Source organism: Dapis brunnea BLCC-M229 (assembly GCF_050015995.1).
Lineage (GTDB): Bacteria > Cyanobacteriota > Cyanobacteriia > Cyanobacteriales > Microcoleaceae > Trichodesmium.
In genome coordinates, this window is sequence record NZ_JBNHEP010000298.1 from 27,922 (window position 1) to 50,455 (window position 22,534).

Here is a 22,534-nt window from a genome sequence, read left to right on the forward strand (position 1 = left end):
AAAACTGGATTCTGGATGGATAAATTTATGGGTGATAGGAATTATTATACTCCTTCAATAATATTAAGAAATTTGTAAGCATTCAGGTAGCTCCCCTTTAGCTTTTCCTGCTGAATGCTAGGTAAACAATTTTTCCTTAGTAATAATCCTGCACTAAGTAATTAATGAAAAAGATTAGCAAAGAATGATTTGAGAGTAACTTTTAATTGTTCCTCAATCTTTCAACTCTAATTCTTCCTTCAAAAAGGATAAGTTAATACCTGATAGCTGACCGCTGAATGCTTAGGAGCCGTGTAAGAATAACCTGAACATTTTTTTGATGGAAGCTAAATTTCACAATCTATTTCAGATAAAATTTGTACAACTTATTTTTACATGACGCCTTACAGAAATTTAGCATTATTAATGCCTATTTTATCTGCAAGTATTTGGTCAAGTATAGCTGCCAAATTTATCAAAATCTTGGGAATGCTCAAATGAAATCTCCCAAACTATTATTAACTAGAGCAAAACAAAGATTAAGTTGATATGGATCTATTAGAATATCAAGCAAAGGCATTATTTAGTGAGATGGGAATACCTGTTTTGCCATCTCAAAGAATAGATTATCCTAAAGATTTAAAAAGATTAAAAATACCCTATCCAGTTGTACTTAAGTCTCAAGTTCATACTGGGGAAAGAAGTAGCTTAGGCGGAATTAAATTTGTTGAAAATACAATTGATGCTGTGGCAGCAGCTCAGACAATTTTTAATTTGCCAATTAAAGATGAATATCCAGAAGTTTTGTTAGCAGAGGCAAAATATAATGCTGACCAGGAATTATATCTGGCAGTTGTTTTAGACCCAATAGTACGTCGCCCCGTACTTCTTGGTTCAGCACAAGGGGGTATTGATACAGAAACAGCTATGAAAAATATGCAGCAGGTGGTTGTTAATCAAGAATTTTCCCCTTTTTATGCACGTCGTTTAATGGTAAAAATTGGACTACAAGGAAAACTGATAGAATCAGTGAGCCATATAGTGGAAAAAATGTATCAATTATTGGTCGAAAAGGATTTAGATTTGATAGAAATTAATCCTCTTGGTATTAGTCCGAGAGGAGAATTAATGGCTTTAGATGGTAAGGTTAGTGTTAACGATTATGCTCTAGGTCGTCATCCAGACTTGGTAAGTTTAGTTGGGAAAAATATTAGTAATAACTATGAAATTAAACAGGAACAAGTAAAGGGAATAGATAACAATTCTTTATTGGTGACGAGTAATGTTAATGGTGTCAGTAGTGAAAAAATTATTCCAGATTATCGACTGAAGTTTACAGAATTACAGGGAAATATCGGAATTTTATGTAATGGTGAAGGTTTAACAATGGCTACCGTCGATCTGGTCATGCAAGCTCAGGGAAAACCAGCTAATTTTCTGAATATTAAGTTGGGTGATTATTTGGAAGTAAAGGATAGTTTACGATCGCAAATGTTTGCAGCTTTGGATTTAGTTAGTCAAAAAGAAAATGTTAAGGTGGTTTTGATAAATGTTATAGGTATAGTTCAGACAAGTGATGAGTTGATTACTATAATATATGAATATTTTGATAAGTTAAAAAGTATAGATCGGGAAACAATTCCGTTTGTACTGCGTTTATTAGGAGGTAGAATTGGCAGAGCTAGGGAACGTTTATCAGGTCTACCAGTCGAGGTTCTGGAAAACTTAGAGGATGCAGTGAATCAAGCTGTTTATCTGTCTAAGTAACGGTAAAAAAAGGGTGGATTACTAATCAATTAATAACGAATAATTATGAATTATTAATTAAAAAGGAGAAAAAAGCTCAAAAAATACTTTTATTCAATCCTCTTGTTTGGAATAAGATAATTTCAACTCAAATTTAATTAATTATAGATAATAAATAAAAACCATTTACAGATGATTGTCTGTTTAATAAATGCCTATTTAATTAATAATGGCTGAAGTATTATGAATTTAACTCGAGATAGCAAAGTCATAGTTCAGGGTGTTACAGAAAAAATATCTACCCAGATAGCCTTAATGATGAAGTCTTGTGGCACAAATGTGGTGGCAGGTATTAGTCCTGGAGAAGGGGGAAAAGAATGGCATGGCATTCCTGTTTTTAGTTTGGTAGAGCAGGCAGTAGCAAAGGTGGGTATAATTGATACCAGCGTGATAGTTATGCCTGCTTATCAGGTTTTAGATGCTGCTTTAGAGGCGATCGCTTCCGGTCTTAAACAAATTGTGATTATTACAGAAGGTGTGCCTCCCCTAGATATGGTCAAGCTATTGAGAAAAGCTGAGGCGACAGAAACTCTGATTGTTGGACCAAACTGTGCGGGTATTATTGTACCAGATCAGGTGTTAGTAGGTACTCACCCAACTCAGTTTTATACTCCAGGTCCAATTGGTATAATTAGTCGTAGCAATACTCTGACTTATGAAGTTGCCTGGGAACTAACGAAGTCAAGGTTGGGGCAGTCTATTTCTGTGAGTCTTGGTTGCGATCCAATTGTTGGTTCTTCTTTTCTCCAATGGTTGCAAATATTAGATGAGGATGAGCGTACAGAGTTAATTGTTTTGATAGGAGAGGTTGAGGGTGCAAGTGAAGAAATAGCAGCTTCTTATATTTCAGAAACAATTGATAAACCTGTAGTTGCTTATATTTCTGGTACTTATGCTCCGATAAATCAAAATCATAGTCATGCTAATAGTTTAATTAGTGCTAGGGTTGCTGGTGAAAAATATGATTCTAATGGTGAGATTGAAAGTAAAATTGCAGCTTTTGAAGCAGTGAAAATACCAGTAGCAAAACGACCTTCTGATATCCCAAGTTTAGTGAGAAATTCACTGCAAAAGAAGTATATTTAATTGATACAAAACTGTTGGCGTTGCTGAATAAATTTATGATTTTCCTAGATAAAACCTTGTTTTTTAAGGATGGAGTTTATAGCTTGAGTGACATTTATATATCAGTTACAGCAGTTTTGGAGTTGATGAGGTACAAAGTTTTACGAGTTTAGGTATGGAGGGAATAGGGAATAGGGAATAGGGAAGAGAGATTAGTATTAAACTTAAACTGTACCTCACTATCCTCAAAAGTTCTGTAAATAGGGTTTTGCTGAAAAAGTCTTTTTGCTCTTTTTAGGGAGTAGGGAGTAGTTAGGAGTCAGAAGGAAGGGGGAATTATAAAGCAGGTAGTCTCAAGATTGTCAGAGTGATTTTTCCGCCCAAGTCTCTGCCAAAATCACAACTTTTTCAGCTTTTCGGTCTAAAAAGCTAGCCTTTTTTTCGACCCAAAAAAGGCACTTGCCTTTATTTGTCAATGCTTTGATATTTAATCAGCAAGCCCTAAATAATCATGGTAATACTAATAGGTTCCGAAGTAACGTGGTACAATTGACTCTGCAAACATTCCGGTAAACTTCGTAGTAGTCATACCCTGGATAACTTCTAAACTCTAAATTCTAAATTCGCGCATTCTAAATTCTTAACCGTTAATATATGTACTTCATAACTTCAGAAACTGCTGTATTACTTGCCTAAAGGATGATGATCTGTGAGTAATTTTTCAATTTTTGTTTCATCAAGTCTAGCAGTTATTCTTTCAGACTTTTAGATTCGTAATTATCTCTAATAGTTTTTGCTAGGGTAAAAGCGGAACCTATTGAGAATATTAAACCCATCCCCACAAAGCTTTTAATCCAATTATCTACAGGTAGGTAAATAATGCCAGTTGCTGTGCCGACAGTAGCAAGAATAAAGGAAGCCCAAACTTGAAGTATCCATGCAGCAGTATCTTTTTGTTGAACATATTTGTTGGTCATAAAATTAATACCTCAAATCAATATTTTTATTTGATTAAAGCACTACACAAATAGGGCACAGAAATCCCACTGTCAATGTTCTGATATTCCCTGTTTTCTGATAACCAAAATTTATTTTCCTAAGCAAAAAACGTAGTGCTATAACTTCTGAATTCTGACTTCAGCTATATTATTTGCCTAAAGGATGATGATCTGCGAGTAATTTTTCAACTTTTGCTTCATCAAGTCTAGCAGTTATTCTTTCAGATTCGTGATTATCTCTAATTGTTTTTGCTAGGGTAAAAGCGGAACCTACTGAGAATGTTAAACCCATCCCCATAAAACTTTTAATCCAAATATCTACAGGTAGGTAAATAATGCCGATCGCTGTGCCAGAAGTAGCGAGAATAAAGGAAGCCCAAACTTGAAGTATCCATGCAGCAGTATCTTTTTGTTGAACATATTTATTAGTCATAAAATTACTACCTCAAATCAATATTTTTGGCTGATTTATTTTGATTCTAGGTGTATAAATTTATAGGAATGATAGTAGAGTGACAGTTTCTATAGATGCACAGGCGATCGCTCTTATTTTCGCTTTTTTAAAAAGCTCTGAATAAGATTTTAGATTAAAAAATAATATTTAGGAGTAGACAGTTAAAAAATTGTACCATTTCCGTGTGAGGAGGAACGGCTTTTGCGGAGCATATTATATCATGTCGGGTTGAATAGTTATAATTAAAGTTCGTAGTAGGGCTTTAGCCCTATCTATCTGGCGGGCTAAATCCCTACTACAAACAAAAACTTTTTTATTACTTATTATCTTTATTTCTGCCCATCTACTACAATATAAGGAAGCAATCAGCAGTCAGTAAATACCTAAAAGCTGACTGACGATCGCTAAATTTTTTAGATTATAAATTAACTTTTCTTTTGCTGATTCTTTTGTTCTAGAACAATTTCTTTCATAGCTTGAAATGAACGAGAATTTGATGCACCTTCAATGGCTTTCACAGCTAAATCTTGAACTTGGATTAAAGTAGAATCTAATTGTTGAGATAAATTTTTAATCCGCTGTTCTTGATTTTGAATTGTCTGTTGTAAAGATTGAATGCGTAGTTCATAAAATTGCTTCTCTCCTTCTACTTCTTTTGCTAACAAATCGGATTTAACCTTCGCCTGATAATTGCCAAGATTTCGCCCATTTTCCTTACCATTCTTGACATTAGCTTCTAGTTGTTTTGCAAATTCTTGTACGTTCAATTCTACTTCGGCAAATTCTTTTTCCCGTTCAGAAATAGACTGCTCTCTTTCTGACCAAAGTTTCTCCTGTTGTTGTTGAGATTCTTCTAATTCTTTATACAAATTTTTCTTGTTTTGCTCATATTCGTCAATATCTAAATCTCGTTGCAACTGCAAGTCATATTTATAAGTTTCAGTTTCCCGTTGACGAGTTTTATTTTGCTGCTCATTTCGTTCTTTTATGCTGCGTTGATTTTCCTGTTTCTCTTTCTCCCAAGCTTTTTTACCAGACTCCATTTCTTGTTGTAAATTTTCTTGGCGATCACTAAATTCTGCTTCAAATTCTTTAGCATTTTGTTCATACTGTTGAACCAAACTATCTAAAGTATTTTCCTCAATATTTTCTAAACTATGCAAATCGTTTAATTGTTGAATTTCTTCTGCCACTTTTTGTCGAACTTCTTGTAATTTAGTAGTTTCTGAAGTGAGCTTTTCTGATAACTTGACTGAAATTTTCCAAGTCATTAATAGTATCAACTCGAATTTGATGCTTAACTTCTATTTTTCCTCGCAAATTGTCTTCCCACCGTTGCTTTCGTGGTGTTTTTGCACCCTGATGAATGGTGAATTTAGGAATTTTACTCATTTGTCTTTCTTTGAGTTTTCAGATTTTTTTCTTATTAAGAAAGACGCAATATTAGGACTTAAACATAAACGGGGTTTATCGACAAAATTTTATGATTTAAACAACAATATTCAAGGTAATAAACCCGGTTTCTTGTTTGGGTGCGTAGTTAATATTACGTCTCTACATTTTTATGAAGATAATGCAGTAGCTACAGACTCATTTCCAGATGGTAAAGTTGTATCCTTACTAGCATTTAAACTTAGCACCGAAGCATCAGAATTACTATTAGTATGAGCAGCCATCAAACTCGCAGTTTCATGGGCAGATAAATTATCTAAACAAACCATTTTTATAGTTCCTTCTAAGTCAATCATTTTTGATAAATTACTTTCCTCTGAAAGCACTGCTGCTGCCTGATGAATAATTGACCAATCTTTACGTTCTTGCCAACGCCATTTTAAACTGTAATAATTAATAGGTTTTACAACACCATTTTCATCAGGTTTTTGACCACTATGTTTAACAAATTCAGGAATAAAAATTCCTGTTGCTGGTTCAACTCCATTGGCTTGAACTGAAGCAATTAAACGATTAAAATCATTCAATGAACGGCTTTTAATATATGTCACCATCAACACTCCTTGAGGTAATTCTCCTGACTCAGCCACAAACCAAAGTTGACCCCACAAAGTATTAATTGTTTGACCTAAATTGCCAAAAAATTTGCTGAATTTGAGGATTGTCATTGATACTTTAGAGCCGTAATCTGTGTCTCCAATAACCCATTGTCCTGATTGACAATTATTACGAACTGCAATGGGAATTTCTGGTACTAATAAAGCTTGTTTCGGTTTAGCTCCAAAAACATCAATTTTGGGTTTTGTATTAGTATTAGACATTTGAGTTTGATTTATTTCCTATTTTTTGTTGTTAATTGAACTAGCATTCAGCAGTCACCTATCAGCTTTTTAAGGTGCATAATTGAGGATTAAAAGCTCTCGCATTTGAGCTACTTGAATGACAAAGATTTGAGATTAATTTTTGAGAATTCTAATGCTAGAAGTTTGAATAAGGAAGGTTGAGAAATATTTGCCTTTCAAACTAGAATAAGTTTTGCGTTCGTGTAAGCGGAACGGAGTTCTATCGCTAACAGACAGAATCATGACTTACGCAGAAACAGGGCAAGCATTAAATTAGGTTAATAAACCTGGTTTCTTGGTTGTGGTGCATAAGTAATAATATTACTTCTTCCTTCTTCCTTCTTCCTTCTTCCTTCTAATTAATAAGATGTGACAACTTTACTGGTTCTGGATATTTGTAATCTGTAGTTGCTTCTTCCTGAGCTTTAATAATTCGCAATGCTCCCAATAAATGCTCTAACATTTCTATGTGAGCGGGAGTAAAGTGAATGCTGAAACCTTCCCCATCCCTTGCATATCCTGGGCAAACAAGAGAGACAGAACTCTGTTCTTCATGGGTGGCAACATACAGCCAATCTTCGTCTTCCAGTTTGTAGTGGGTGTCTGTCCAGGTTCTTAGCATGATGGTATCCTCCAGGTGGACTATACTTGTGAAGACTAAGGGTAAATTTACAATTAGCAAATTCGACCATGACACTATATATAGAGCATGATTTTAATTGACTGACTGTTCAACCTTACCAGTAGTGTGTTTTGATTGATTTTTTTATCAACTAAATTTATTGTAGCGCTTGTTGATTTAATCGTCAAGAGTAAAGTTGAAATTTTCGTCAAATTGGTCTAAAATACTGACCAGGAGGTAAAAAGTCGTGGCAAAAAGTTTTGGAAAGCTAATTAGAAAGGCCCGCAAGGACAAAGGATACTCCCAAAGGGAATTGGCCAAACACCTAGGAGTAGACTTCACCTATTTGTCCAAGCTAGAGAACGATCGCGCAGACTATGCGCCAAAAGAAGAAGTGATTCGCGGATTAGCGAAGAATCTCAATTTGAATCCAGAGGAATTGATATTCCTTGCTGGTAGAATTCCTCAACAATATGAGGAAATTCTCAAGCAAAACCCAAGAGAGATGTTGGCATTATTCCGACGAGTACAAGAAAATCCTGAATTTGCTCAAAAAATATCTCAAGCGGCAAGGGAGAATGAAGTATGAGTATCCTCAAACCCTATAGCTTTTATCACAAAGAGTCGATTGAGCATCGGGCAAATGATATTCTCAGGCAAATGCACAAAACCGGAAATTTTGCTCCCAAATGGCCTTTTGATGCTTCCTTAGTGGCTGATTTTTTAGATTTGGGAGTAGTTTGGGATTACATTCCGCCTGATGAAGAAGGAGCGATCGCTGCTCGAATATTACCAACCGAACGACTTATTGAAATCAATGAGGAAATTTTAGACAAACCTCAAGGGTTTCAAGAATCGACCCTTGCTCATGAAATTGGTCATTGGGTGCTACATATTAACCAAGACGAAGCAGATGGAGTTGTTCAACAATTGGAACTCGATCTCGGTGATTATGGAAAACCAAAAGAGTCAGAACAACCTTTTGTTTGTAGGGGTGCAGGTGGCAGTAAAGTAGACTCTATTGAATGGCAAGCACAATATTTTGCAGGTTGTTTATTAATGCCGAAATCAATTCTTGAAGAGAAAAGACAAGGCAGGGATTTAACTAAGTGGTCAAACCTTTATAAAATGAAAGATGAGTTAGGCGTGAGTATTTCTAATTTAACTTATCGCCTGCAAGAGTTTGGTTGGATTTCTATTCCTAAAGGTAGTCGCACAATTTATCGGGGGTCTGCTCAAGTTAAGGGTCAAACACAACTGTTTGGATAAGTTTCTAAGTAATTATCAGAGATTTGAGATTTTTGCTAAAGTCTTGAATCTCTTCTACCCTCTCCTTTCAAGGGGATAAAAAAAGAAATTTCATAATTTTTGCTAGTGCAAAAAATCACAGGAATATGCTGTGTTTTAGGATCTGACTTAATTTGGGTATTTTAATGTCTAAAAGTACCAAATCTGGTTTCTCAGAATAAATTTTTTCTATTGCTTCTATACAATCATTAGCTTCTATTACATTTATTCCTAATCCGATCGGATAGTAGGAGATTATTTTCCTAATAGTAGAGCTATCTTCAACTAATAACACTCTTTTTTGGAGCATTTTCTACAGTTCTGCTCTGGTGAATATCATTACGGTTGTTTTTGATTCAACTTTCCTACTAATTCAGTAGTTTTGATTAATGTATTCTAGCATAATACCAATTTAGCAAAAGAATGTTACAAATAATTTGGGCGATTAAAAGACTTTATAGGAGATGTTCTTTTGGCTGAAAAGATAAATTCAGACCTAATAAAATGATCTAGAAGCTATTCATTCTGACTCCTGACTCCTGACTCCTAAGAAATAACTTAACTATTTGTAGCAAAAATTTATCAAATTGGCATAAGGCATTAACTATATCCTAAATTTATATTAATGAATTTAGCAGTGATGGTATAGATTTACGGATATGACTTCAATAACTTAATATTAGTGACAATAAGTATTGACTATCAAAACAAATCATAGTTAAGAGTATAATTTTTCCTCAAATATATCTTCACAGGAAACCTGTTTAATATCTTGGAATCCAAATTTTTTTAAATATGAAATCCATCCATAAGGGGTATTTTCTATATTCAATATCCCGATCGCAACAGCAACATCTGCTATCCAAGGAACAGTTGATATTTTGTATCCTTGCCAATTAGTTTCTACGCATATCCATTCAGGAATCATATTAGTATCAAATTTACTTTCTGATTTCCAAGTTGCTCTAAAACAATATATAGGAGTATTTTTTTGCATAATTTATTTGGTTACAGAACAGGACAAATTATTAATGGTTAACTCAAAGATAATTCAACAATTAATAATTACCTCTTCTGTAATAGAAGGATTGACATTCAAAGAATTTTTTTTCTTCTCTTGGTCGATTGGATATGGTTAGGTAACCCATCCATCCCATCCTAGGTCATGCTCCGCTTTCCGACCGCTGTCTTGGTAGATTGGATATGGCAAGGTCTCCTCGCCATCCCTTGACCGCTTTTTATCTATAAATCGAGAGGCTTTATACCTTAATTTTTCGGTAAGCATTCAGTCATCAGCTTATGGCAAGATAAAGTCTCAATTAATATTGAGGGACTGAGTAATAATTAATAGTAATTATCAAAATTATTGCTATACTTGGAAGCTGGAAAAAATTAGCTTCAAAAAAACAATAACCAGTCAAGACTCAGGATTTACTCCGACAAATAATATTTGGAAATAGATAATCCAAGTATAGCAAAGTTTCTGGTAGTTGCTATAAAAGGATATCAGCTTACCAGATGGCATCTACCAGACAAATTCTACAGAAATAATTTTTCAGATTGAGACATTTTACAAGAATTCGTCATTCATTTTTATTACTGAATGCTAATAGCTAATAGCTGTTTGCAGAGCATTCCGGTAAGGAAATGCTTACAAAGATAGAGGTAACTGTTCAGATAAAATATTTTTCAGCTCGAACATTAGGTCTTCATTGCTTTTGTGAGCTTCCCAAATGCCAGAATTAAACCTATTTATTCGCCATTCCCCTTGCATAAAATTTTCATCTTCAGAAACAGTGCCAACATAATTAATAATGTATTGTGAACCTATAAGGTATCGCTTTGTAAAACTAATCTTGCGTCCAATAACTTCACCGCTTAATGTCGCTTCTCCTAAATAATTATTATCTAAGATATTGCCACTTAAACTATTACCAGCTTGAATTAAGGTAGCTTCAAACCTTGTAGGATTTTCCTGTTGCCAATAAGTACCTAGCCAAGTTCCACTTAAATTTGCCATAGTAGCTCAATTTAGTATTTAATACAAAATTTTCAATGTTAAAAATAATTAAGGGATAAATATAAAAAGAGTTTAGGTTAAAAATTATAGCAGTATGAAATCATTTGTAAAAAATCCAGACAGTAGATAAAAAGTATGAAATTATTACCCTACTTATCTGTGCCCTAATTCCAAGATATTTTCTGGATAACCACACGGAGGAATACTATATATCATATCGTAAAAAAGAAGCGGCAATTACAACTCGGCTTGAGATTGAGGATTTACGGCTTTTAAATTACAGCAGTTTCGGAGGCGCGTGAGGTACAAAGTTTTATTGTCCTAGGGAACACTTAACTGGGAACGGGGAACAGGGAATATAAAAGTAGTCTTATGACTGTACCTCAGCATCCTCAAAAGTGCTGTAAATGGTATGTTTAAAATCTTTAAACCATCTCAAACTGTCCGACTTATACCATTTCACGGAAGTCATGCATCGAGTTTGTAATTCTGAGGTTTCCTCAGAATGTAAGACGCACTCAAGAGAGTTAAAAGTTAAAAGTTAAAAGTTAGATTTTATAGGCTCAAAACTTTGACACACTCAGTAATTTATTGAAATTATTTCACATATATATATAGCAATCCACCCATAGGTTGCGGGTAATCAAAAAGTAGATAAAAAAACTGAAATTCTCACCAGTTAAGTGTTAAGTGTTCCCTAAAAGTAGTAAGATTTTTATACACAAATAAAACTTGAAATTATTTCACATATATATATAGCAATTCGCCCATAGGTTGCGGGTCATCAAAAAGTAGATAAAAAAACTGAAATTCTCACCAGTTAAGTGTTAAGTGTTCCCTAAAAGCAGTAAGATTTTTATACACAAATAAAATAGGATTTCTATAGCAATCTGCCTATTGGTTATGAAAATTTTTATAATAGTTAATTTGAACTAAAAATATTTAAAATTATGACTCCTAACTCCCACCAAAATATTACAATTGAAATAGGATTGCTACATATAGTTTGAAACTATTTATGACATCTTTAAAGTGAATTTGTATAGTAGGAACTGGAGATTTTAACTAAGGCTTTTCAGCAATAAGGTAATACCAATTCTTAAAATTAAGATTCATAGATACAGGTGAAGAGATTGAGAGATGGGGAGAAACGGGATTGGAAATTGATAGGTCATTTCAGTTATCAGTTATCACTACCTCCGACGCTTTGCATCAGGATTGAAATACGTATGGTGAATATTTGGTGGTGGTGCATAGTAATGGTAGAGAGAATGTGGGAGGTGTGGGGAGTGTGGGAAGAAATTAAAAAAAATATAGAAGCCATTTAGTATCTTTAAGCAGGGACTAAATTTTTGAGGTACGCAGTCGTCTGTAGATATAGGAAATACACTAAAAAGATGGAAAAATATACCCCATCTCCCCATCTCCCCATCTCCCCATCTCCCCTCTCCCTATCACCCCATCTCCCCATCACACCATCTATTTTTCAATAGACCCCAAATGGGTTCTAATATATCTTCACCATTACTATGCAGGACTACCGAATATTTTCTCTTGGTCGATTGGATATGGCTAGGTTTCCTGAGCATCCCATCCTAGGGAAAGCTCGGCTTTTCAGTCGCGCAGCGTTTCATGTCGGCGAGCCGAAAACGACCGCTTTTTCATCCTCTTAAAAAGAGAGGTTTTCAACCTTATTTTTTGGTAATAGAAACTAGATATAGCATTAGTATGCACGAAATTGTATAAGTATATTTTTGTGTGCTGGCAAAGGAAGCATGACCTAGGAAAAGATAATACCTAGTTAACACATACATTAAATTTATTAATAGAGATAGATTATATTAATAATACTACTTGCTTATCGGAGCAAATTTTTCATAATTATCCTCAGCCAATAAAATATTTTCTATGGTTTCTCAACATCTTAAATATATATAAAATATAAAGTTTTAATTTTGATTCCTGACCTGAATCGACCACCAATATTTGCAGCCAGATTTTCCATGACTTTTGATATATTGCATATACCATCAACCTTTGAAAACTTAACATCCACACCTAGAGAAAATTTGACTACTCAAACTAAGTTCAGCAATAGGACATTCTGGCCAAAAAAATTAACATAGAGCCAGGTACAGAAATAGTTATACTAGATGCCACTAGATTCTAGTACCCATAATTAACTGAAATCTTAATCAATTTTTCTATTTTCTTCTCTAGTAAGCTATTATAAAATATAGGAGGTAAGCTGCTATTGTATAATTTATTCCTAGTGTCAACCACAGTATAAAAATCATAGACAGCTAATCTTAACTATAAAAACCAAGGAACTTAAAAGAATATTTAAAAATAAATTATTTGGAGAAACAATGAGCAGAAATAAACAACTATTAAATCAACATAAACAATTACCTGAACCTCAACAAAATGATTTTTTTAAAATATTTAGTCAGTCTCCAATAGGTACATCAACTTGGAATTGGATTTTAACTCGTCCTCGTTCTGAAAAAAGTAAAATTTTCTTACCTCTCTCTACAGGAGCAGGCTTAACAACAGATTATGAACCATTATTTTTATTAAAACTTCCTTCTGGGAAAAGTTGGGATTTAGAAAGTTCTGTTAAAGTAACTGCTAAAGCTGGAGTTTTTATCACAAAAGTAGGCTCTATTTCTGTTGCACCACTATATGTACTGTTCCAGTTATCAGGAAATGATTATATTTATCAAGTTTGGATTAATCATTATGGGGGAGATATGTTACCTTCTCCTTTAGATAAACTGGGAAAAATGCCATATTTAACTCTATTGTTAATAGAAGATAAATCTCAGCCAGAAAGATTGATTAAAATTGATAATCAAATAGATTGGTCATGTTTGAAAGCCAAAGTTGAATCAGTAAAGTCTTGGGATTTAGCAGCTTTCAATACAGTAAAATCTATAGCACATTCTGCTCAAGAATTATGGAACAGAACAACAGAAGAAGAAGTGAAGGAAACAACAATAGCTAAGTTAAATGACCGCTTTAGAAATGGAGATAAAAGTTTAGGAGAATACAGAATGAGTCGGCAAGTATTAGCATTGCCGAGAAAAAAACAAAAAGAACTTTTTAAAGAAATTCAAGATTTTTCTGATTTTACATCTGAAAATGATCCCAAAGGTCAACATGAAATGGGTCGAGTGACAATGGATGGTGTGGAATATATTTGGAAAATTGACTATCTAGATACAAGCATGATTATGTTATCAGATGCACCAGAAGATATTAATAAAACTACTAGGGTATTATTGGTTATACGAGCCGATGAACGTTAATATCATGGTAGTTGTTTCTCTGGGTGAAATGAATGGGTAGCATGACCTATAAAAGGAATCAGAAAGAAGTATTTTGGTTGGAAAAATTTATCTTTATACTTCAAGGAAATTTCTCTCTAATACTTTCGTTATTCTCCAAATAATTTCTGATTTGTTTATATATTTGCTACACAAATAGGTGGAATTAATAGTCTTTATCTGTAAACATTTAGCCATTAGCACTCAGCCATTAGTTATTACCTTAATCGCCGAATTAAGTTATAATCGGTATGGAAAAACTGAGGTCTAATTTAAAGTATGGGTTAGAGCAAATCAGCTAACTTTAGCTATCTATAACAAATGTGCCTTATTATTCACAAAAAAGCTGAATATTGACCTTGATAGTGACAACTTTTCCTTGGTGATTAATATCATTTCCTGATACTGTTCAGTTAAGGATTTGTTGTGGCAAAACTGTGATGTGTAATAGCTTTTCTTTACGTTATCTATCAGATAAATTTTGGTCTTATCTGAATCATATTGTATTGTATTATTTCTAACAAATTAATTATGATTCCTAAATCAGAAGTTAGTAGAGGTTTTGTCTCCAAATCCTTAGTAAAGATTCAGCTATAAGCGATTAGTACCTCAGCAATGAAAATGAAGGACAACCTGACTCCTGACTCCTAACTGTACAGGCGAATGGCCATTCGCCCCTACCACCAAAATATTACAATTTAAATAGGATTGCTATATATCCTCAAGGAGGTGCTCCAATCCTGTTATCCTACCTATGTCTATCATTGTTTCTCTTTTTTCTTCTTTATTTAGAAGTAGGTAGGAAAAATTCAAAGTAAAATAACTCTATAAAGTACATTTCCCTAAACCCTGGCTGAATTCTGATTCCTCCTAATTTCAAGCTAACTTTATTTCTGGTACTTAAAACTTCTTGCTTCTTACCGAAAAATTAAGGTATAAAGCCTCTCCATTCATCGATAAAAAGCGGTCGGAAAGCGGAGCATGACCTAGGATGGGATGGCGAGGTCTCCCGCTCTTACAAAGCCGCTCCGCTTTTCATGTCGCGTAGCAAAACGCCATATCCATCGACCAACAGAGCGGTCATTTGCGGAGCATGACCTAGGATGGGATGGATGGGTTACCTCACCATATTCCAATCGACCAAGAGAAGAAAAAAATCCTTTTAGCCAATCCTATCCGTTATCAGAAGAGGTAATTATTAATTGTTAATTATTAATTATTAATTATTGAATTACCTTTACTATTCTGTCATTACTTTATAAAATAGGAATCAAATATCTAAATTTCTGAACCAAAAAATTAGGAGCAAAAAAGTGATTTCCGGAAAAGCTACAACAACAAAAACCAAGTCTTATGCTCAACTTCATCAAACAGAATGTCCGCCCGAACACTTCCGAGAATTTAATAACTTTACTGCCAGTTCAATAGGTATCGGTACATATCTAGGTTCATCAGATGCAGCAACAGATAATTTAGTCACAGAAGCAATTATTAAATCCGTAAAAAACGGGATAAATTTAATAGATACTGCCATAAATTATCGGTCTCAGCACGGCGAAATTAGTGTCAAAGCAGCTCTACTTAAATTAATAGAATCAAAAACCGTATCGCGAGAAGAATTAATCATTTGTTCTAAAGGTGGTTTTATTCCTAACCGACAAAAAGAAGAGTGGTTTAAACGAGAATACATAGACAACCCTAAATTTAATATTCAAGCAACAGATATGGTGGCGGGAGTTCACTGTATGCACCCAGAATATATTCAAGACCAACTAGAACGCAGCTTAATAAATTTGGGTATAGAGACTATTGATATTTATTACTTACATAATCCAGAAATTCAATTAGGAATTATTCCTGCGGATGAATTTTATCGCCGTCTCAAAGCAGTTTTTTCAGTGCTAGAAAAAGCTGCTGATACTGGCAAAATAACTGCTTATGGAATAGCTACTTGGCAAGGTTTTCGAGTGCCACCAACAGATGCAAAACACATTGACTTAGCCAAAGCGAAATCTATTGCGCAACAAATAGCAGGTGCAACAGGCGATCGCTTCCAATTCATCCAACTACCAGTTAACTTAGCAATGACAGAAGCAATTATTACTCCTACTCAACTTGTAGATGGCAAAATTTTACCCGCTATTACCGCAGCAAACCAACTAGGAATCAATGCGATCGCCAGTGCTTCCATTGCTCAAGCTAAAAACCTCAAGCAACTTCCTCAAAAAATTATGACCGCTCTTGGCGAAAACCTGGCAACAGATGCGGTACGCGCTCTCCAATTTACCCGCAGCGTTCCTGGTTTATGCTCCGCTCTAGTGGGGATGAAATCTCCTAACCATGTGGCAGAAAATCTTACATTAACCAGCATTCCGACCTTAGATGCTGCCTACTTTGCTCAGTTGATAAGTTGATTTCAGGAAATGTTGCTTGGCGATCGCTCTGTAGCGCTACGGGTAAGTCATATCAAATCCGGTAGTATTGGTTTAATTAGATAAAGAGTGTGGGGAGTGTGGGGAGTGTGGGGAGTGTGGGGAGATGGGGAGATGGGGAGATGGGGAGTGTGGGGAGTGTGGGGAGTATGGGGAGAGTCGGGAGTGTGGGGAGAGTCGGGAGTGTGGGGAGAGTCGGGAGTGTGGGGAGATATAGCACTACGCAAATAGGGCGCGGACATTTCTAAATCCTGAAACCTTTTGATAGTCAACTGTTCCCAGTTAAGTGTTCCCTATTCCCGATTCAAGTAGCGCTATAAAGAAAGATTTGGCAATGGTTTTTTATGGAACATTTTTTATACCGAACCCGAGCGGATTTGATATCAGAAGTTGGAAGTCACAAGTAATTCCTGAGTAAGTTTGAGCAGTTATAGCGATTTTCATTAACATAGAATACAACTATCAAGTCTCTAACTTATAAAACTTTAAACATACCTCTCTTGTTTCTGTAGTCTACCTTTGTGAAAACCGGTATATAAATGTCTGCGACCTATTTGGGTAGTGCTATATAGTATTTTTTTTAGATTCTAGATTTTACCGAAAATTTCGGTTTAAAGCCTTGCTCTTAAGCAGACGACTTTTGATATAATTAATGTAAAATCCACATTTTGTCTTACAGGATTTACGCACCCAAACAAGAAACCAAGTTTATTGCCCTGATTATTGTTTTTCGCTCTCACGAAGTTTGGTCGATCAACCCGGTTCCTGCGTAAGTCTTATCTTAATTGGAATTAAAATTCAAAACAAATAGCAAATACTATGAACTTAACCGAAAACTTACAACAACTTCAAACCGAAATAGAAGGAAAACTACCAGAAGATGCAAAAGCAAAAATGAATAAAGCTGTAGTTGACTTAGCTGATTCTGGAATTGTTAACAACAGCTTAAAAGTAGGAGAAAAAGTTCCTGAGTTTAGCTTGCAAAATGCAGTAGGTAAAACAGTAGAATTAAAATCATTACTTGCAGAAAATCCTGTAGTAATTTCCTTCTATCGTGGAGGATGGTGTCCTTACTGCAACATGGAATTAAGAGGTTTACAAAAATATCTACCACAAATCACAGAATTAGGAGCAAAATTAATCGCAATTTCTCCAGAAACTCCAGATAATTCTCTTTCCACAACAGAAAAAAACGAGCTAACTTTTCAAGTATTAAGCGATTTGGGAAATCAAGTAGCTAAAGAATTTGGTTTAGTCTTTCAGGTTCCCGAAGAATTACGCCCAATTTATCAAAATTTTGGTATTGACTTACCTGCTTATAACGGTGATGAAAGTTTTGAATTACCAATTCCTGGAACTTATGTAATTGCTACCGATGGTACAGTTATTCATGCTTTTGTAGACCCAGATTATACAAAACGCCTCGACCCAGAAGAGATTATTAATGTGTTAAAAAAAGTCAAATAGTACCATAGAGATTGCTTTAATTAGATAGAGGGATTAAAGTAGGGGCAAATGACTGTTATCCCCTACTTTTTCAGATAAAATTGTAGAATAGTTTAACTTTATTTTTGGGAAAAGAGTATGGGTATAGCCTTCAGCAAGCTGCTCCATCTCTTATAGCCCTAACCAATTGTAGACACTTTGTAGACGATGGTGTATTAAACCCATAATATCAAATCCAGTAGCATTGGTATATAAGAATAGTTAATTAAGAGTCAGGAGTCAGGAGTCTGGAGAGAAGAGAATTTAGAAAGATTTACTAATGGCTGAAGATGAAACATTTTTTTATACGGAATTAAGCGGATTTGACACAAAGGAAAAGATTAAATATCTTGAGTAACCGGATTTGCTATGAAACTATCAATGTATGTATAGAAATGCTGGAAATTAACAAAATGTCCTCAAAATTATGTCTGTGAAATATATTTACTATGAAACTGTTAAAAATATCTTAATTATCAAGATGGCTGGATAATTACTCACAACAATATACTAAGTATTTCATTAATGGATAATGGATAATTACCTCTGGTTAAAACCGCAACGGAATTGAATATAAAGAAATATCCTAGCACTTTTCTCGCATTGGTGATTGGATATGGCGCACTTCGGAGCAGCTCTGTAAGAGCGAGAAACCTCGCCATCCCATTCTAAGGTCATGCTCCGCAAACGACCGCTTTTTCCCTTGAAAGAAGAGGCTTTTAACCTGAATTATTTAATTAATAATTATTAATTATTCGGTAATAGCGTAAATTTAGATATGAGGAAACATGAAAAAATTGCCAAAAATTCCCTCAATCAAATCTCAAAATTGGTCAATTGAAAAATTACCAGGTTTAAGCAAACAACACCAAACTTTACTAATAGAATATGGAATTACCACTACTAGAAAACTACTAGAAATAACTCACAGTCCCCAACAAAAATTAATCCTAGCAAGTCAACTACAAATTCATCCTCAATATGTCAAGAAATGGGTGGCATTAGCAGACTTAGCTAGAGTTCCTACTGTTAGTTGTCAATACTGTGGACTTGTGCTTCATGCTGGTATTGCTTCAGTTACCCAATTAGCTCAAATACCCGTTCATAGATTGCACCAACAAATCCTCAAATTACAGGTATCAACTATGCAACGTCGCGACCTTTGTCCGACGGTAGATTTAGTTCAAGAATGGATTCAACAAGCTAAATTTTTATCATCATATCAAGGGTAAAGGAAAAAGGAAGAAGTTTGAAAATCAGGAAAAAACTTACCGAAAAATTTTGGTTTAAAGCCTCCCCTTTTAAGGGGATATTAACGAAGTCAGAAGTCAGAAGTCAGAAGTCAGAAGCGAGTGTGTAATTTTGAGGTCTCCTACGGGGCGCCTACTGTGCGGAATTACTTCCGCACACAGCCCCTCCAGAATGTAAGACACACTCAAGACAGTGATTTTTGTAACGGGGATTTAAGCCCCGCTCCAAAAATATTTCGCCTTAAAAGGCGGGGTTTTAGACCCTTATGATTTTGATAAATAAAAATTTTCATGATTAGTCAATCCTATCCGTTTTCAAGGAGAGGTAATTATTAATTATTCATTATTCATTATTCATTATTGAAAGCTTTTCTTACTTTTAACTTTTGACTTTATTTCATTGGTAATTTCATTGGTAAGGTACATCCTGAAGTCGGCAAGATGCCCGCACTAGAAAGATTTAATTGTTAATATTTGTACTTCATATACTTGAAATCTCCTGTAAATGTATTTCCGCTTTTTTTACTTTTAACTTTTGACTTTTGACTTTATAGCAGTTGAAGCAAAGGGCGCGGACATTTCTAAATATTGAAACCCTTTGATAGTCTACTGTTCCCTGTTCCCTATTCCCTATTCCCTAGCACTATATTTCAATATCTCATAAACTCAGGACTACCAAAAATTAAAGCTGCCCTTAAATCGGCAGAACTTTTATCAATTACTGCACGAGTTTGAGCAGAAAAATTATTACCCAAAGTAGCCATTAATTTTTCTGCACTAATAGGTTTACCCCGACCCAGCAAACCACCAGATAAAGGTATGGCTAAACTACTGCGTCGAATCATCGTATCTGAATCTAACCATGCTTCTTTTGTATTTTTATAACCGTCCGGAGTAACACAACCATAAAGAGGCATTCCTAATTGGTCTAAAATCCCATTAATAGGTCGAAAATTATCAACCTCATTACCAATAGCTCTCATGGCAGAAGCCACAAACCGATAAGGATTTTTAAACTTAGAATTATGCACATATGGCTGCCAAAATTCTGAACTGTTGAAGAGAGTATTTAGTAGCACAGAAATATCTCCCTCACTATCCGAAAAACTCTGAACTAAAATTTTTACTAAAGACTCTGATGGTTGGTCTGAAACAAAAGTTTGAGCTAATTTATAACTAATATGTTTAGCTGTTGAAGGATGACTAGCCAAAATATCTAAAGCTGTTTCACCTTCAGCCATGCCATTTTCTTTAATTGTTTGTCCGAGAAAAATTTTATCTCCTGGTTCGTGACGTTTTTCATCAAAATAAAATCCATCTGGATCTTCGGCTCTTTTGTTATTAGGAGGTAGACCCCAACCAGTAAAAATCTTTGCTAAAGCAATCACATCATCTTGACTATAACCTCCATCCACACCTAAAGTATGTAATTCTAATAATTCTCTCGCATAATTTTCATTTATTCTACCTCTATGACTCCGCCAATTATCTAAATAAATTAACATCGCTGGATGATGAGCAGTAGCACCTAATAAGTCTCTAAACTTTCCCAAAGCATGAGGTCTAATTGCCTGCTGTTCGTAAGAGCTAAAATATAAACGATTGAGTCCTTGACGACCAAAAACATTAAAGTGATTGTACCAAAAATCTACCATCACTTCTTCTAAATGACGCGGACTTTCTAATATTCGTAAAAAACGACCTTTAGTAGCTTGTAAAAATATTTTTTGTTCAAAACGTCCTTTAATTCTATTTAATCCTATCCGGTCTAATTTTAATTTTTTTCCATGTTGTTGAAGTCGTTGTAATTCTGTGATTATTTCACTGGGATTTAGGGGTAATGTATCTAGATATTTTAGCTTTTGAGTTAATACTTTTGGATAGGGAATATAATTAGGTTTTAGTTGAGATTGAATATAAGTTTCGACACCAATATTTTTAATCTTTTCAATTTGCCCAGGAGTTGGTCCGAAACTAAGACGATTAATTAGGTGTAAAATTTTAGTATCAGTCATAATTTTTATCAGAGTTTGAGTAATTATATAAATTAATATCTCTTTTTAAATAGTTATAATTACAGCTTGTAGTAGGGCTTTAGCCCTATCTATACTTAGGGCTAAAGCCCTACTACAAACCATATACTTTTTTATCACTTATTATTCAGAAAATAATATTAGTTAGAACTCAAACAATTTAACCCTGCATCTTCAGGAGTTGAATACTTCTCAGGAATAAATACGAAGTTAAACACTTGATTATCACAACGAACAACCTTAATTAACTCCAGGGGGTGTTTTTTGCGATCGCCAGTCCCCGGTTGAAATGTAATTTCTCCTGTTACCCGTCAACGCGGAAATTTTTACCTGCCAATATCTTCTTAATTTCCCGACGATGTTTTTCCCCATTTTCCTCACTCAATTCCTTTGATTAGCACCTGAGCAGCATCATAACTCAAAGCTGTACGATCGCTAACAGGACCTCTCCAAAATTCTTTAGCAGTCTTAGCAAAATTATCTTTGGGATTGTTCAAATGATGCCAGTTAACGGTGACAATCAGTTTTTCCAAGATTTGGGGTTGACCAATCTTCAGGGTTTTGGGACTGTAAATTGACGAATCACCAACTATCCAGTTTTGACCACTATTTTTTTTGATCACTTCTAGAGCATTAACTAGAGCATCACTCACTTGACCATCTGGAATTAAAACAATTGCTAATTTCTCAGAGTTTCTAACTTTTTGGATGGCACTTTTAGCATTAAAATTAGACTGAGAAATATTAACTGAATCAACGATGTATCCTCCTTTTTCTAGGAATTTTTCTTTAAATCGTTTTTTGTAATCACTAGAATAGGGACTAGCAGGATTATAAAAAATTGTAGCTCTATTTTGATTAATTTTATTCATCAAGACATCAACCATTGCTTCTGCTCGCAGATGATTAGTTGTGACAACTCGGAAGAAAAATGGTCGAGGTTGGTCTGTGAGTTCAGATGTGGCCGCACCAGGAGAAACTGATACTAATTGATTTTGGTTATATATATCTACAGTTGCCATCGTCATCTCACTGGTCCAAGAAGCAATATAGCGCTACGCATTAAGGTTAGGACATTGATACATCCTGAAACCCTTTGACACTTTACTATTCCCTATTCCCTATTCCCTATTCCCTATTCCCTAGCGCGTAGCGCTATAACACCCAGAATCTCTGATCGTTTGACTATTGTATTGGCAACATTCTTTGCTTTCTCCTCAAAATTAGCATCATTAGCAATGATAACTTTTAAACCTTTTCCATTCAAGTTTTTCGAGTTTAGAAAATCTGCACCAGGTAAAGTCGAATTAAAGGATTGATTCTTTTTAAATAGCTGGACTTTTTGATTTTTTACAGTGTAAATGGCTTCAAACCCAGTATTAGCAAGGGAAATACCTGAACTTGCTTAAAATAGCTGAAACCTAGATATATCAAGAAAATGTTTAATTTCAGGTAAAAACATTACAGTATAAAGGTTTGA

At 34.6% G+C, this 22,534-nt stretch carries 20 protein-coding genes; 8 read left to right on the forward strand and 12 right to left on the reverse strand.

What is annotated here, in order from left to right; translation table 11 throughout:
* Positions 1-528: 528 nt before the first annotated feature.
* A complete protein-coding gene (locus ACP6PM_RS34560) occupies positions 529-1,746 on the forward strand; it encodes an ATP-grasp domain-containing protein (RefSeq protein ID WP_426591394.1) in 1,218 nt (405 codons plus the stop codon).
* Positions 1,747-1,968: 222 nt separating this feature from the next.
* Complete coding sequence (locus tag ACP6PM_RS34565) at positions 1,969-2,871, forward strand: succinate--CoA ligase subunit alpha (RefSeq protein WP_426591395.1); 903 nt, start codon at positions 1,969-1,971, stop codon at positions 2,869-2,871.
* A 728-nt stretch (positions 2,872-3,599) separates the two neighbouring features.
* Here the strand turns inward: ACP6PM_RS34565 and ACP6PM_RS34570 are convergent.
* The 6 genes from ACP6PM_RS34570 to ACP6PM_RS34595 all read right to left on the reverse strand — a co-directional run bounded on the left by ACP6PM_RS34570 (position 3,600) and on the right by ACP6PM_RS34595 (position 7,218).
* On the reverse strand, positions 3,600-3,827 hold the full coding sequence (locus ACP6PM_RS34570) for a YiaA/YiaB family inner membrane protein (RefSeq protein ID WP_363274205.1): 228 nt from the start codon (positions 3,825-3,827) through the stop codon (positions 3,600-3,602).
* A gap of 169 nt (positions 3,828-3,996) precedes the next feature.
* Complete coding sequence (locus tag ACP6PM_RS34575; protein ID WP_426591397.1) at positions 3,997-4,281, reverse strand: YiaA/YiaB family inner membrane protein; 285 nt, start codon at positions 4,279-4,281, stop codon at positions 3,997-3,999.
* 446 nt (positions 4,282-4,727) lie between these two features.
* Entirely contained in the window at positions 4,728-5,573 is an 846-nt protein-coding gene (locus ACP6PM_RS34580) for a hypothetical protein (RefSeq protein ID WP_426591398.1), read from the reverse strand.
* Positions 5,518-5,694 carry a hypothetical protein gene (locus tag ACP6PM_RS34585; RefSeq protein ID WP_426591399.1) on the reverse strand — a complete coding sequence of 59 codons (177 nt, stop codon included), beginning with the start codon at positions 5,692-5,694 and terminating at the stop codon, positions 5,518-5,520. The genes ACP6PM_RS34580 and ACP6PM_RS34585 overlap by 56 nt, the downstream gene beginning before the upstream one ends.
* A 170-nt stretch (positions 5,695-5,864) precedes the next feature.
* Entirely contained in the window at positions 5,865-6,575 is a 711-nt protein-coding gene (locus tag ACP6PM_RS34590) for a hypothetical protein (RefSeq protein ID WP_426591401.1), read from the reverse strand.
* A gap of 376 nt (positions 6,576-6,951) precedes the next feature.
* Positions 6,952-7,218: a hypothetical protein gene (locus ACP6PM_RS34595; RefSeq protein ID WP_426591402.1), complete on the reverse strand. Its 267-nt coding sequence runs from the start codon at positions 7,216-7,218 to the stop codon at positions 6,952-6,954.
* Between the two features lie 247 nt (positions 7,219-7,465).
* Here ACP6PM_RS34595 and ACP6PM_RS34600 point away from each other — a divergent pair, with 247 nt between their 5' ends.
* A complete protein-coding gene (locus ACP6PM_RS34600) occupies positions 7,466-7,807 on the forward strand; it encodes a helix-turn-helix domain-containing protein (RefSeq protein ID WP_293103213.1) in 342 nt (113 codons plus the stop codon).
* A complete protein-coding gene (locus tag ACP6PM_RS34605; protein WP_426591403.1) occupies positions 7,804-8,487 on the forward strand; it encodes an ImmA/IrrE family metallo-endopeptidase in 684 nt (227 codons plus the stop codon). The genes ACP6PM_RS34600 and ACP6PM_RS34605 overlap by 4 nt, the downstream gene beginning before the upstream one ends.
* Positions 8,488-8,602: 115 nt before the next feature.
* On the opposite strand, the gene ACP6PM_RS34610 is transcribed toward ACP6PM_RS34605, so the two are convergent.
* The 3 genes from ACP6PM_RS34610 to ACP6PM_RS34620 form a co-directional block, all read right to left on the reverse strand.
* Entirely contained in the window at positions 8,603-8,815 is a 213-nt protein-coding gene (locus ACP6PM_RS34610; protein WP_426591404.1) for a response regulator, read from the reverse strand.
* 408 nt (positions 8,816-9,223) lie between these two features.
* The gene (locus tag ACP6PM_RS34615) at positions 9,224-9,502 is read right to left on the reverse strand and encodes a hypothetical protein (protein ID WP_426591406.1); all 279 of its coding nucleotides are present in this window, start codon (positions 9,500-9,502) and stop codon (positions 9,224-9,226) included.
* A gap of 654 nt (positions 9,503-10,156) precedes the next feature.
* Positions 10,157-10,525 carry a hypothetical protein gene (locus ACP6PM_RS34620; RefSeq protein ID WP_426591407.1) on the reverse strand — a complete coding sequence of 123 codons (369 nt, stop codon included), beginning with the start codon at positions 10,523-10,525 and terminating at the stop codon, positions 10,157-10,159.
* 2,369 nt (positions 10,526-12,894) lie between these two features.
* Here ACP6PM_RS34620 and ACP6PM_RS34625 point away from each other — a divergent pair.
* Positions 12,895-13,836 carry a DUF3768 domain-containing protein gene (locus ACP6PM_RS34625; RefSeq protein ID WP_426591408.1) on the forward strand — a complete coding sequence of 314 codons (942 nt, stop codon included), beginning with the start codon at positions 12,895-12,897 and terminating at the stop codon, positions 13,834-13,836.
* A 1,331-nt stretch (positions 13,837-15,167) separates the two neighbouring features.
* Positions 15,168-16,268, forward strand: coding sequence for an aldo/keto reductase (locus ACP6PM_RS34630; RefSeq protein ID WP_426591409.1), 1,101 nt, complete (start codon positions 15,168-15,170; stop codon positions 16,266-16,268).
* A 47-nt stretch (positions 16,269-16,315) separates the two neighbouring features.
* On the opposite strand, the gene ACP6PM_RS34635 is transcribed toward ACP6PM_RS34630, so the two are convergent.
* Complete coding sequence (locus ACP6PM_RS34635) at positions 16,316-16,528, reverse strand: hypothetical protein (protein ID WP_426591410.1); 213 nt, start codon at positions 16,526-16,528, stop codon at positions 16,316-16,318.
* Between the two features lie 577 nt (positions 16,529-17,105).
* Here ACP6PM_RS34635 and ACP6PM_RS34640 point away from each other — a divergent pair.
* Together ACP6PM_RS34640 and ACP6PM_RS34645 are read left to right on the forward strand one after the other, a co-directional pair.
* Entirely contained in the window at positions 17,106-17,753 is a 648-nt protein-coding gene (locus ACP6PM_RS34640; RefSeq protein WP_426591411.1) for a peroxiredoxin-like family protein, read from the forward strand.
* A gap of 806 nt (positions 17,754-18,559) precedes the next feature.
* Positions 18,560-19,003, forward strand: coding sequence for a DUF4332 domain-containing protein (locus ACP6PM_RS34645; RefSeq protein WP_426591412.1), 444 nt, complete (start codon positions 18,560-18,562; stop codon positions 19,001-19,003).
* Between the two features lie 668 nt (positions 19,004-19,671).
* Here ACP6PM_RS34645 and ACP6PM_RS34650 read toward each other — a convergent pair.
* Both ACP6PM_RS34650 and ACP6PM_RS34655 read right to left on the reverse strand, forming a co-directional pair.
* Positions 19,672-21,036 carry a DUF1800 domain-containing protein gene (locus tag ACP6PM_RS34650; RefSeq protein ID WP_426591413.1) on the reverse strand — a complete coding sequence of 455 codons (1,365 nt, stop codon included), beginning with the start codon at positions 21,034-21,036 and terminating at the stop codon, positions 19,672-19,674.
* A 395-nt stretch (positions 21,037-21,431) separates the two neighbouring features.
* The gene (locus ACP6PM_RS34655) at positions 21,432-22,103 is read right to left on the reverse strand and encodes an ABC transporter substrate-binding protein (RefSeq protein WP_426591417.1); all 672 of its coding nucleotides are present in this window, start codon (positions 22,101-22,103) and stop codon (positions 21,432-21,434) included.
* Positions 22,104-22,534: the final 431 nt, after the last annotated feature.